Origin of the sequence: Pseudomonas sp. R2-60-08W (assembly GCF_003852335.1) — a bacterium.
GTDB lineage: Bacteria > Pseudomonadota > Gammaproteobacteria > Pseudomonadales > Pseudomonadaceae > Aquipseudomonas.
The window spans coordinates 4,120,292-4,132,516 of sequence record NZ_CP027731.1 but is presented as its reverse complement, the minus strand read 5'-3'; the positions used below and the strand labels follow the sequence as shown (position 1 = coordinate 4,132,516).

The window sequence follows — 12,225 nt, the reverse complement described above, 5'->3', positions numbered from 1 at the left end:
CAACTGTGGGAGGGGGCTTGCCCCCGATTGCGCCCTCATAGGCACCACACCTCTGCCTTATTCCTATAAGCCATAAGCACCGCACTTTGCGTGATATGGCCCGCCGACCTTTCCCGGTATGATATGCGCCCCGCAGTCTGGATTGCGAATACGCCATGACCTTGCAGTACCCTACAATCGCCGATTGCGTCGGCAATACCCCCCTGGTCCGCTTGCAACGCATGGCGGGTGAAACCAGCAATACCTTGTTGCTCAAGCTTGAAGGCAACAACCCGGCCGGTTCCGTCAAGGACCGCCCGGCGTTGTCGATGATCACCCGCGCCGAACTGCGCGGGCAGATCAAGCCGGGCGACACGCTGATCGAAGCCACTTCGGGTAATACCGGGATCGCCCTGGCCATGGCCGCCGCGATCAAGGGTTACAAGATGGTGCTGATCATGCCCGACAACGGCAGCGCCGAACGCAAGGCGGCGATGACCGCCTATGGCGCCGAACTGGTGCTGGTCACCCAGGAAGAAGGCATGGAAGGCGCCCGCGACCTCGCCGAACGCATGGCCGCCGAAGGCCGTGGCGTTGTGCTGGACCAATTCGCCAACGGGGATAACCCCGAAGCGCACTACACCAGCACCGGCCCGGAAATCTGGCGCCAGACCCAGGGCACCATCACCCATTTCGTCAGCTCCATGGGCACCACCGGCACCATCATGGGCAATTCGCGCTACCTCAAGGAGCAGAACCCGGCGATTCAGATCGTCGGCCTGCAACCGATGGAAGGTGCGGCCATTCCCGGTATCCGGCGCTGGCCCGAAGAGTACTTGCCGAAGATCTACAACGCCGCGCGCGTGGACCGCATCATCGACATGGCCCAGCGCGAAGCCGAAGACACCACCCGTCGCCTGGCGCGTGAAGAGGGCATCTTCTGCGGCGTGTCGTCCGGCGGCGCCGTGGCCGGTATGTTGCGCTTGTCCAGGGAAGTCGAAAACGCGGTGATCGTCGCGATCATCTGTGACCGAGGCGACCGCTACCTGTCGACCGGCATCTTCGACGAACCCAACTGATGGCCAAGCACGAGAAAGGCCTGCGCTTCCAACCGACGGGCGGCAGCCGGGCTCCGCAGATTCCAGTGGGCAAGAAGCAGCGCCTGACCATCGAACGCCTGGCCAACGACGGTCGCGGCATCGTGTTCTTCGAAGGCCGCACCTGGTTCGTCAACGGCGCGCTGGCCGGCGAAGAGGTGGAAGCGCGGGTGCTCGGCGCCCACGGCAAGGTGGTCGAGGCGCGCACCGAGCGGGTGTTCAAGGCCAGCGAACTGCGCCGCCCGGCTCCCTGCGTCCACTTTGGCCGCTGTGGCGGCTGCAGCGTGCAGCACTTGCCTCACGACGAACAGCTTGCCCTGAAACAGCGCATGCTCGCCGAGCAATTGTCGCGCGTGGCCGGTGTCGAACCGCAAGAGTGGGCCGCGCCCTTGAGCGGGCCGGAATTCGGCTACCGCCGCCGCGCCCGCGTGGCCGTGCGCTGGGATGCCAAGGCGAAAAAACTCGAGGTGGGTTTCCGTGCCGTGGCCAGCCAGGACATCGTCGCCATCGACGATTGCCCGGTACTGGTACAGGCCTTGCAACCGATCATGCAGCGTCTGCCGAACATGCTGCGCCGCTTGAGCAAACCTCAGGCGTTGGGGCATGTGGAGCTGTTCAGCGGCTCGTCCATCGCCGTGTTGCTTAGGCATATGGCACCGCTGTCTGACGCGGACATGCAGGTACTGCAGGAATTTTGCAGCTTCCATGACGCCCAGTTGTGGCTGCAGGGCGAGGGGTTGCCGCAACCGGTCGAGCCGGGCAGGGCGCTTGGTTTCCGCCTTGAGGCGTGGGATCTGGAGTTGGCTTACCGGCCGGGAGATTTTGTGCAGGTCAACGCCGGGGTCAACGAGGCGATGGTCGCCCAGGCCCTGCAATGGTTGGCGCCGCAACCCGATGAGCGAGTGCTGGACCTGTTTTGCGGGCTGGGCAATTTTGCCCTGCCACTGGCCAGGCAGGTACGCGAAGTCGTTGCGGTGGAAGGCGTTCAGGCTATGGTGGAGCGCGCTGCAGAGAATGCCGTCAGCAACAATTTGCATAATGCGCAGTTTTTTCAGGCCGATTTGTCCCAGCCTCTGACTGACGCGGAATGGGCCAAACAGGGCTTTTCTGCGGTACTCTTGGACCCACCCCGCGATGGTGCCCAGGAGGTTGTGCGCAAACTGGCCGCCCTGGGAGCCAGGCGCCTGGTGTATGTGTCCTGCAACCCCGCTACGCTGGCGCGGGACACGGTTGAGTTGGTCAAGCAAGGTTACCGGCTAAAGCGTGCCGGGATCCTCGACATGTTTCCGCAGACAGCGCATGTCGAGGCCATGGCGTTATTTGAAGCGGGCTAGGATGCCCGTTTAATCCGACTGGCCTGCAGTCTCCAGGGCCGTGAATGCCAGGGAGCCTGCAGCAAGGTCGGCGATGATTTTTGGCGCATCCAAGGTGCGTCGTAGGGAAGGTAAGCAAGATGGTACAGGTGAGAGCACACCAGCCGATCAACACCGACGGCAGTATCAATCTCGAGGCATGGCTGGATCATGCCGTCAGTGTCGACCCGGCACTGGACCGTGAAGCCTTGAAAGCAGCCTGCGAGTTCGCTCGTGAGTCTGAACAACAGGACAATGCGGCCAAGAACCTGTGGGCGGAAGGCACGTCGAGCTTTCGTACCGGGTTGGAAATCGCCGAGATCCTTGCCGATCTCAAGCTGGACCAGGATTCGCTGATCGCCGCCGTGCTCTATCGCGGTGTGCGTGAAGGGCATATCCCGTTGCCGACCGTCGGCCAGCGTTTCGGCGCCGTGGTAGCCAAGCTGATCGACGGCGTGCTGCGCATGGCGGCCATCAGTGCCAGCCTCAGCCCGCGCCAATCGATGGTGCTGGGTACCCAGGGCCAGGTGGAAAACCTGCGCAAGATGCTGGTAGCGATGGTCGACGACGTGCGCGTCGCGCTGATCAAGCTGGCCGAACGTACCTGCGCGATCCGTGCGGTGAAAACCGCCGATGACGAGAAGCGCAACCGCGTCGCCCGCGAGGTCTTCGACATCTACGCGCCGCTGGCGCACCGCCTGGGTATCGGTCATATCAAATGGGAGCTGGAGGACCTGTCCTTCCGCTACCTCGAACCCGATCAATACAAACAGATCGCCACGCTGCTGCACGAGCGGCGGCTCGACCGCGAGCGCTTTATCAGCGACGTGATGGGCCAGTTGCGCGCCGAGTTGCAGGCCACCGGCGTCGATGCCGACATCAGCGGCCGCGCCAAGCACATCTATTCGATCTGGCGCAAAATGCAGCGCAAGGGCCTGGCGTTCAGCCAGATCTACGACGTACGCGCCGTGCGTGTGCTGGTGCCGGAAATGCGCGATTGCTACACCGCGCTGGGGATCGTGCATACCCTGTGGCGGCATATTCCCAAAGAGTTCGACGACTACATCGCCAACCCCAAGGAAAACGGCTACCGCTCGCTGCACACGGCGGTGATCGGCCCTGAAGGCAAGGTGTTGGAAGTGCAGATCCGCACCCACGCCATGCACGAAGAGGCGGAGTTGGGCGTTTGCGCGCACTGGCGTTACAAGGGCACCGACGTCAAGGCCGGTTCCAACCAGTACGAAGAGAAAATCTCCTGGTTGCGCCAGGTGCTGGAATGGCACGAAGAACTCGGCGACATCGGCGGTCTGGCCGAACAGTTGCGCGTGGATATCGAACCGGACCGGGTCTACATCTTCACCCCCGACGGCCACGCCATCGATTTGCCCAAGGGCGCCACGCCACTGGACTTCGCTTACCGCGTGCACACCGAAATCGGCCACAACTGCCGCGGCGCCAAGATCAATGGGCGCATCGTGCCGCTCAACTATAGCCTGCAAACCGGTGAGCAGGTCGAGATCATCACCAGCAAGCACGGCACGCCGAGCCGCGACTGGCTGAACCCGAACCTGGGTTACATCACCACCTCGCGGGCGCGGGCGAAGATCGTGCACTGGTTCAAACTGCAGGCCCGCGACCAGAACGTCGCCGCCGGCAAGACCCTGCTCGAACGCGAACTGGCGCGCCTGGGCCTGCCCCAGGTGGACTTCGACAAGCTGGCCGAAAAGGCCAACATGAAGATCGCCGAAGACATGTTCGCCGCCCTCGGTGCCGGTGATCTGCGTCTGGCCCAACTGGTCAACCTGGCCCAGCAACTGGTGGAGCCGGAGCGCGGCAACGAACAGCTGGAACTGATCCCGCGCAAGGCCACCGGCTACAAGCCCGGCAAACGTGGCGATATCCAGATCCAGGGCGTGGGCAACCTGATGACGCAAATGGCCGGCTGCTGCCAGCCGTTGCCGGGCGACGCCATCGTCGGCTACATCACCCAGGGACGCGGGGTGAGCATTCACCGCCAGGACTGCGCCTCGGTGCTGCAGTTGGGCGGGCGCGAACCGGAGCGGATCATCCAGGTCAGCTGGGGCCCGGTGCCGGTGCTCACGTACCCGGTGGACATCATCATCCGTGCCTACGACCGCTCCGGTCTGCTGCGCGACGTCTCGCAGGTGCTGCTCAATGAGCGGATCAACGTGCTGGCGGTCAACACCCGCTCGAATAAAGAGGACAACACCGCATTGATGTCCCTGACCATCGAGATTCCGGGGCTGGACGCGCTGGGGCGGTTGCTGGGACGGATATCGCAGTTGCCGAACATCATTGAGACGCGGCGTAATCGCACCCCATGAACAGCTGGATGAACGCGGATTAAAATGTGGGAGGGGGCTTGCCCCCGATGAGGGAGGATCAGTCAGCACCTGTATTGACTGACCCACCGCTATCGGGGGCAAGCCCCCTCCCACAGTTGACCGGCGGCGTTCTGAACTGATCGGAAAGAGACTGATGTATTCACTAGATGACCTGCTGCACCTCATGAGCCGCCTGCGCGACCCGCAATACGGCTGCCCATGGGACATCAAGCAAACCTACGCCACCATCGTGCCGCATACCCTGGAAGAGGCCTATGAAGTGGCCGACGCCATCGAGCGTGGCGACTTCGATCATCTGCAAGGCGAGTTGGGCGACCTGTTGTTCCAGGTGGTGTATTACAGCCAGCTGGCGCGGGAAGAAGGGCGCTTCGAATTTGCCGGGGTGATCGACAGCATCACCCGCAAGCTGATCCGCCGTCATCCCCATGTGTTCCCGACCGGCGACCTGTATGCACCGCTGGATATTCCTCAACTGAGCGAAGAGCAGGTCAAGCAGCGTTGGGAGCAGATCAAGGCCGAGGAGCGCGCGGAAAAATCCGACGCACCCGAGCAACTGTCCCTGCTCGATGACGTGCCCACTGCCTTGCCATCGCTGTCCCGTGCCGCCAAGTTGCAGAAGCGCGCCAGCCAGGTGGGTTTCGACTGGCCGTCGGCGTTGCCGGTGGTGGATAACGTGCGCGAAGAGCTGGATGAAGTGCTCGAAGCCATGGCCGATAACGATTCGGCAGCCATTGCCGATGAAGTCGGTGACCTGCTGTTTGCGGCGGTCAATCTGGCCCGTCACCTCAAGGTCGACCCGGAAACCGCGTTGCGTGGCGCCAATGCCAAGTTCGAGCGACGCTTCCGATTTATCGAACAGGCATTGCGCGAGACGCATCAACCCATAGAAGATTGCACCCTCGAAACGTTGGACGCCCTGTGGGGCGAAGCCAAACGCCAGGAAAAGAATGTTTCCAGCTGCGGTTGAGCAGTTGCCTAAGTGAGTAAGCACCATGAGCCTTTCCCTTCGCGACCAGTTGCTCAAAGCAGGTCTGGTCAACCAAAAGCAGGCCAAGCAGGTCGGCAAAGAGAAGCAGAAACAGCAGCGGCTGGTCCACAAGGGTCAGGCCGAGGTCGATGACACCCAGGCGCGCCTGGCAGCCGAGGCGCACGCCGAGAAGGTCAAGCGCGACCAGGAGCTGAACCGTCAGCAGCAGGAAAAAGCCGAGGCCAAGGCCCGCACGGCCCAGGTCAAGCAATTGATCGAAACCTCGCGCCTGCCCAAGTTGACCACCGAGGACTACTACAACTTCGTGGATGACAAGAAGGTCAAGCGCCTGTCGGTCAACACGCTGATGCGTAACAAGCTGAGCAACGGCTCGCTGGCCATCGTGCATCACGGCGGCGGCTACGAGGTGATCCCGCGCGAAGCCGCGCTGAAGATCCAGGAGCGCGCGCCGGAGCGTATCGTGCAGCTCAATATCCTGACCGAAAGCCAGGTGCCGGATGAGGATGATCCGTACGCCGCCTACCAGATCCCGGATGACCTGATGTGGTAAACCGCTGAAAACAACAAACCCCGCCAAAAGGCGGGGTTTGTGTTTTTACCGTGCCGTGCCAGCCTGTTACCAATCCACCGCGTAGCTCAGGCTGAAGGTACGACCTTCGGCATTCGGGTACGGCGCACGGGCGTTGGCCTGGGCGAACATGTTCTGGTAGTTGCGGTTGGTGAGGTTGTACACCGCACCTTCGAGGCGACCCACCGGCAGCCTTACCGAGCCCAGCAGGTCTACCAGCGTGTAGCCCTGGATATCGCGCCCGTTGTTGTCCTTGAACGCGGCGTCATAGTTGGCCAAGCGCATGCCCTGCAAGCGCAGGCTGTAGTCGCCACGGTCATAGCCGACGAACGCGGTGGTCTTGGCCGGGGAGATACGGGTGGCGGGCAGGTCGATCCACTTGCCGTTCTGCTGGGTCTCGCCTTTGGAATAGGCGTACGTGCCGCCGACCGACCACTGGTCGGTGACGTTGTACGTCAGGCTGGTTTCGATACCGCGCACGCGCTCTTTCTGGTTGATCAGGCGTAGCACGCGGTCATTGGCATCATAGAACTGCGTCACATCCGAAGTGTTTTCATACGCCGTGACATTGGCCAGCCACTTGTCCCAGTTGCCACGCCAGCCCAGTTCATAGCTGTTGACCTTCAACGCCTGGGCATTGAGGTCTTGAATGTTGTACGTGCTGTTGACGTCACGCAGGAAGCGCTGGATATCCGGCAGGGAAAAGCCCTGGCTGAAGTTGGCGAACACATCCTGGTTTTCACTCAGGTGGTACACCGCGCCGAGGTTGTAGAGGGTGTCGTCATACTTGAGGGTGCCGCCCGGCAGTGTCGCGCGGTTGCCGGTCTGAACGATTTCGCCATAGGCGATGCTGTCGTCGACCTTGCTCTCGATCCATTCACGGCGCACGCCACCGCGCAACGTCCAGTCACCGATGTCATAGGACAGCTGGCCGAAGATCGCCTTGGTGGTGGTCTGGATGTCCGGGCCCAGCTCGAAGGTGGTACCCGTCTTGGTGTACGTCAGGCCGTTGACGCGGTACTGGTCGCCGCGTTGGCGCGAAGTTTCATGATCATAGTCGGCCCCCCAGACCAGGTTGCCGGTCGCCGGGCCGATGTCCGGCATTTGCGTGTCGATGGCGGCGCGCAGGCCATACACATCTTGCACGCTGTTGTTGTCCGATACCCCGGCTCGGCCCCGGGACAGGTCCGGGAAGAACAGCGCATCGGCGCGGCGCCAGTAACTTTCGACCTGCAAGCCCTGGCCGTAGAAGTCCTTGTCGGCGTAATTGAGGTTGACCGCCTGGTTGTGGGTGGACGGCTGGTCGTCCAGGTCCAGGCCTTTCACCGCGACGGCCTCGCTGGTGATGCGTGGGTTCTTGGTGTAGCGGGTGTCTTGTTCGTCTTTGTAGTCTTGCAGCGACAGGCTGAGCTTTTTGTCGTCATCCAGCTCGTAGCCGAAGCGACCCTGCAGGTCGTAGGTGTCGGTGTCCATGTTGCTGCCCTGGGACGTGTCCTGGGGAATGCGCTTGCCGTTACCGTCGAACTGGTCGTTGCGTTGCACGGCGTTGCCCGACACATACCAGTCCAGCGGGCCCTGGCGGCCTGTTGCGCTCTGGAATGCCTGGTAGGAAAAGCCTTTGTGACTGAGGTTGTCACCGGCGGTCATGCCGATCTTGCTGCTGAAAGCCAGGTCTTCACCTTTGTTGCGCTTGGTGATGATGTTGATGATGCCGCCCGATGCGCCGGCGCCGTAGACGCTGCTGGCGCCGGAAATCACTTCGATGCGCTCGATGCTTTCCGGTGCCACGCTGTTGAGCTGCCGAAAGTTGTCACGCGTGGCGTTCTGGGAAACCCCGTCGATCAGGATCAGCGTATTGCGCCCGCGAAGCGTCTGGCCGAAGTTGCTCATGCCGCCGCTGGAGGGCGCGATGCCGGGAACCAGTTGCCCGAGAATATCGGCAACCCGGCGTCCTGCCGAGGTCTGCTGGCGCAGTTGTTCTTCATTGATGACCTGCACCGAGCCCGGGATCGCCGCAATGCTGGTCTCACTGCGCGTGGCCGAGACCACCGTGGCCTGTAGTTGCAGGCTGGTCGCCGGCGTTTCTTCAGTTTGATCGGCCCAGACGGGCGCACTGATCGACCCGAGCAGGGGCAGCAGAACGGCCCATTGTGATGTGTTCATGACCTTGCCTTTGAGTTATTAGAAGTAGTGACAGAAAAAACGGACGTCTCAGGTGTGCGAGTGAGCGAACGAATGGCGCGGATGCCCAGCGCAGCCAGGGCATACGTCAGCGCGACCAGCCAGAAGCTGTGCGCCAGGCCCACCATGGCCATGCCGATGCCACCCAGCAGCGCGCCGCACAACGCGCCGGCCTTGGCGGCGCTGTTGCCCAGGCCCAGGGCGAACCCCTGCTGGCTGGGTGCAACGGTGTTGGCGATCAGCGTGTAGGCCACCGGCAGCAAAGCGCCTTGCCACACCCCCCACAGCAGCCGGCTGGCGAGGAAGCCAAACCATTCATTCGCCAATGCCGTGAAGGCCAGTGTGAAGGCGCAGGCCCAGGTGACCCACTCAATGATGCGCAGCGTGTGTGCAGGTTGATGTCGATCAAACAGGCGGCCCCACAACGGCGCGGACAGTGCCAGGGTCAATGCGCTGGCGGCATAGCTGGCGCCGATCAGCCACGCGGGCGCATGCAGAACATCGGCAACATATAAGGCGTAGAACGGTTGCGGCATCATCTTGGCTGCTTGGATCAAGACGATGATCCCCAGCATCGCGCCGAGCCAGCCTTTGGGGAGTGCGGCGGGCGTCGAGGTGCGCGCGGGTCTCGATCGTGGTGAGTCGTTGGGTAAGAAGGCGCTGATTATTGCGCACAACAGGCAGACTGCGGTGGCGCTGTAGCACAGCAATGCGAAACCGGATATGTCCATCAGCCAGCCGCCCAACACCGGCCCGGCCAGGGAGCCCACGGCGGTGGCGGATTGCAGCCGCGCCAGGATATGCCCGCGACCGCCATCGCCGCAGTAGGCCAGCGCATAGGCCTGCGCGGCCGCAATAAAGCCGGCCAGCGCACCCTGCGCTACCCGGATCGCCACCAGCAGCCAGGGATCGTAGGTGATGGCGGCCAGCGCCTGGCATACCGCCAGCGCCAGCAGCGCGCGGATGATCATCGGCTTGTGCCCGGTACGATCACCCAGGCGCCCCCACATGGGCGTGAGCACCATCGCCGCCATCATCGGCCCGGCATACACCAGCGCAGACAGCAGGCCGGTGTACTGGGCGTTGGCGGCGCCAAGCAGCTTCTGGATTTGCAATGGCCAGAAAGGACCGCTCATTTCCATGGCGCCCATCGACACCAGCTGAATCACCACCAGCAAGCGCAGCGCCGTGCTGTTAGCCGACATTGGCGGCGCTACTCAGCGGGTTGGGCAAGCGCCCGACGATATCGGCATGGCTTTCCATCAGTCGCATGCGCATGAACGACTTGGCCGGCCAGTCCTGTTCCAGCAGCGCGGCACGTTCGGTCAGCCAGCGCTGAGGGTCGACCTCGCTGCGCACATCATCGAAGCACTGGCTGACCTGCGCTGACAGTTCATCCCACAACAGCGCCTGGGGAACCTCGAAGTGGCGCGCGCCGAGCAATACCAGCTCGCCCAAGTGGCACATGAACACCGTGTGCAGCAGCTTGTCGCGTACGAAACCTGCATCGTCGTACAAGGTCATTTTCGGATCATGCAGTTCGATATCCAGACCCTGGGCGTGCAAGGTTTTGCGGTCGATCCGGATATCGCCGAAATCGCGCAACAGCAGGCGGCTGACTTGCCCGTCCGCACCCATGACCATAAAGGAATTCTGTTGATGAGCCTCGAAGGCCACGCCATAGCGCAGGTACATGCCCAGCAGGGCCGGCACGGCAATGGATGCGTAGTCCTTGAAAAACGCACAGAGGGCCTGCGCATCGTCAGCGCCTTGGCTCAGGCGGACCCACTGCCTCAGCAAGGGTTGCCCATGCTGGTCGGTGGCAAACAGGCTGCCCACCGGGACGGCCATTTCGCCGGTTTGGAGCAGGCTCTGCGGGTTGTCGCGATAAAGCACCGCCAGGTGGCGGGAGTGCTCGTCATTCACCGGCTGTGGCTTGAAATGCATGCCCAGGCGCTCGGGGACGATGCTTAGGATGTTCTGCAGCCCGGGCTCACGCGCCAGGATGGTCTGCAACAGATGGCTGATCCGCGGCCCCATGCGCGCCGAGCGTGGCGACACCGTGCGCTGCACGCTGGTCAGGCGCAGCGAAACCGGAAGCTTGACCATGGGCGCGTCGCTGCGGCCTTCAGGCAAAACGGTGCGGAACGACATGGTTGGGTGGGCCGTGAATGCAACGATATCGGTGAGCACCAACAGCTGGTCGCCGATTTCATTGGCGAACAGCTGCGGTAGCTCCTGGCGAGCTTGCCAAGGGTGGGCAGGCAGCGGCAGATAATCGCGGGCCTCAAGGCCCTGTGCGGTCAGGTGCGCCGTCAACTGGCGAGCAGCTTGCGGGAATTGCCCTTGCCACCACTGCCAGTAATCTGCCGTGCCGGCCAGGCTTTCGACATGGGCGTACTGGCGGTGCAGCGCACACAGCAATACCGGGAAACGCGCTTCGAACTCAGGCGAGAATTCGATCACCTGATCTGTCGCCAAACCCAGCTTGGTCTTGTAGTTGGGGTGCCAGGGATGGCCGAGCGTGCCCCATTGCTCAAGCACTGACGTCGGGTTGCCAGCCTCTGGATCGTGCTTGAGGTAGCTGAGCAGGTTGTGCTGATGTACGGGGTCCATCGAGGCGTGCAGCTCGAGCGTCCATTGCTCGTGGAAGGCCAGGCACAGGGTGTCGTTGATGAAGCTGTCGTCGATCTCTGTGTTGAGGCGGTCCAGGACCTCTGGGGCGGCAGGCGACTCGAGGCGGGTGTTCAGTAAGGTCAGCAACTGCGACGGGAACTGGATGGTCTGTTCGGGCTGCCCAGCCCGCAGGACGCTGACCTTGCCTCGCAAATCCCAGTTGGCCATGCGGCCGGGGCGCAGGTGCTCAAAGCGCAGGCGGCTCTGGTCGGGCAGCACCAGCCAACAGTGGTCGTGTTCGTCATAACTGAGGGTGTTGGGATCGAGCAGGCCTTCACGAAACAGGGCCTGGATCAGGCGTTGAAAACTACGTTCGCAGGCGGGCGCCAAGGTGGCGACCAGTGTCTGAAGGGTGATGTGCCTGGCCTGGAATTGACGCGTAGCCAGCGCTTCACCCCAGCGGCCAAGCAGCGATTGTTCCGGTGTGGTGAGGTGTCCATGCATGAGGTCAAACTCCGTTTTCGTGGGGCCGAGTGAAAAGCGGAGCGATACTATCGAGAATCATTACCAATTGTCTATTTGTTGTTACGTTTTAGGAAAACGGCCACTTTAGAAAACGAAAAACCCCGCTCAAAAGGCGGGGTTTCTGTTTGTAGGCGGCCCTGGCTGCGTGGGCCGGGGCGTCTACGCGATTTCAGGGTTTCAGGAGCCTTCTGCCTGGCGTCTCATTTCAAGCGATTCAAGTTCGTTTTTATAATTGTGGGCATCGCTCTCGTTGTGAAACATGCCGACCAGCAAATCTTGTTGATGTACGTCCCAGATGTGAATCCCGTGGCCTACCGCTTCATAGGACATATGTTCATCGTCGCGTTCAGTTACTTTTACAGTCATCTGCTTGCTCCAATCTCTGGTTGATCTGCGGCAAGTCGTCGCAGGCCTTTGTTATATGGTTTGTTAGCTTGCTAAGTAAACCGATTTTGCGCGCAACAATTCATTGCAGGAAACGCAACATTCCCGCAGGCCGCGTAAACCGTGGCGTTTGGTGCTGGTGGCATGACTTAAATGACAAAAGTTTCAT

At 61.9% G+C, this 12,225-nt stretch carries 9 protein-coding genes; 5 read left to right on the top strand and 4 right to left on the bottom strand.

Translation table 11 applies throughout. The features are described from left to right. Positions 1–155: 155 nt before the first annotated feature. The 5 genes from cysM (at position 156) to C4J90_RS18700 (ending at position 6,332) form a co-directional block, all read left to right on the top strand. A complete protein-coding gene (gene cysM / locus C4J90_RS18720) occupies positions 156–1,058 on the top strand; it encodes a cysteine synthase CysM (protein ID WP_124371454.1) in 903 nt (300 codons plus the stop codon). After that, positions 1,058–2,410, top strand: coding sequence for a 23S rRNA (uracil(1939)-C(5))-methyltransferase RlmD (gene rlmD, locus C4J90_RS18715; protein ID WP_124415268.1), 1,353 nt, complete (start codon positions 1,058–1,060; stop codon positions 2,408–2,410). Before cysM ends, rlmD begins: the two co-directional genes overlap by 1 nt. A 119-nt stretch (positions 2,411–2,529) precedes the next feature. Beyond that, on the top strand, positions 2,530–4,773 hold the full coding sequence (relA, locus tag C4J90_RS18710; RefSeq protein ID WP_124363838.1) for a GTP diphosphokinase: 2,244 nt from the start codon (positions 2,530–2,532) through the stop codon (positions 4,771–4,773). Between the two features lie 154 nt (positions 4,774–4,927). Next, complete coding sequence (gene mazG, locus C4J90_RS18705) at positions 4,928–5,761, top strand: nucleoside triphosphate pyrophosphohydrolase (RefSeq protein ID WP_124420546.1); 834 nt, start codon at positions 4,928–4,930, stop codon at positions 5,759–5,761. A 25-nt stretch (positions 5,762–5,786) separates the two neighbouring features. Continuing rightward, positions 5,787–6,332 carry a DUF2058 domain-containing protein gene (locus C4J90_RS18700; RefSeq protein ID WP_014719402.1) on the top strand — a complete coding sequence of 182 codons (546 nt, stop codon included), beginning with the start codon at positions 5,787–5,789 and terminating at the stop codon, positions 6,330–6,332. A gap of 66 nt (positions 6,333–6,398) precedes the next feature. On the opposite strand, the gene C4J90_RS18695 is transcribed toward C4J90_RS18700, so the two are convergent. The 4 genes from C4J90_RS18695 to C4J90_RS18680 all read right to left on the bottom strand — a co-directional run bounded on the left by C4J90_RS18695 (position 6,399) and on the right by C4J90_RS18680 (position 12,038). After that, positions 6,399–8,513: a TonB-dependent receptor gene (locus tag C4J90_RS18695; protein ID WP_124415267.1), complete on the bottom strand. Its 2,115-nt coding sequence runs from the start codon at positions 8,511–8,513 to the stop codon at positions 6,399–6,401. Next, positions 8,510–9,736 (bottom strand): MFS transporter, encoded by a 1,227-nt coding sequence (locus C4J90_RS18690; protein WP_124404893.1) that lies wholly within the window; start codon positions 9,734–9,736, stop codon positions 8,510–8,512. The genes C4J90_RS18695 and C4J90_RS18690 overlap by 4 nt, the downstream gene beginning before the upstream one ends. Beyond that, positions 9,726–11,651: an IucA/IucC family siderophore biosynthesis protein gene (locus C4J90_RS18685; RefSeq protein WP_124415265.1), complete on the bottom strand. Its 1,926-nt coding sequence runs from the start codon at positions 11,649–11,651 to the stop codon at positions 9,726–9,728. Before C4J90_RS18685 ends, C4J90_RS18690 begins: the two co-directional genes overlap by 11 nt. Positions 11,652–11,849: 198 nt before the next feature. After that, positions 11,850–12,038 (bottom strand): hypothetical protein, encoded by a 189-nt coding sequence (locus C4J90_RS18680; RefSeq protein WP_124420545.1) that lies wholly within the window; start codon positions 12,036–12,038, stop codon positions 11,850–11,852. Positions 12,039–12,225: the final 187 nt, after the last annotated feature.

Excerpts from the sequence above, each read along its gene's own strand:
- C4J90_RS18680 (WP_124420545.1), bottom strand. The coding sequence starts at position 12,038 with ATGACTGTAAAAGTAACTGAACGCGACGATGAACATATGTCCTATGAA.
- rlmD (WP_124415268.1), top strand. The coding sequence starts at position 1,058 with ATGGCCAAGCACGAGAAAGGCCTGCGCTTCCAACCGACGGGCGGCAGC.
- mazG (WP_124420546.1), top strand. The coding sequence starts at position 4,928 with ATGTATTCACTAGATGACCTGCTGCACCTCATGAGCCGCCTGCGCGAC.
- relA (WP_124363838.1), top strand. The coding sequence starts at position 2,530 with ATGGTACAGGTGAGAGCACACCAGCCGATCAACACCGACGGCAGTATC.
- C4J90_RS18685 (WP_124415265.1), bottom strand. The coding sequence starts at position 11,651 with ATGCATGGACACCTCACCACACCGGAACAATCGCTGCTTGGCCGCTGG.
- C4J90_RS18695 (WP_124415267.1), bottom strand. The coding sequence starts at position 8,513 with ATGAACACATCACAATGGGCCGTTCTGCTGCCCCTGCTCGGGTCGATC.
- C4J90_RS18690 (WP_124404893.1), bottom strand. The coding sequence starts at position 9,736 with ATGTCGGCTAACAGCACGGCGCTGCGCTTGCTGGTGGTGATTCAGCTG.
- C4J90_RS18700 (WP_014719402.1), top strand. The coding sequence starts at position 5,787 with ATGAGCCTTTCCCTTCGCGACCAGTTGCTCAAAGCAGGTCTGGTCAAC.
- cysM (WP_124371454.1), top strand. The coding sequence starts at position 156 with ATGACCTTGCAGTACCCTACAATCGCCGATTGCGTCGGCAATACCCCC.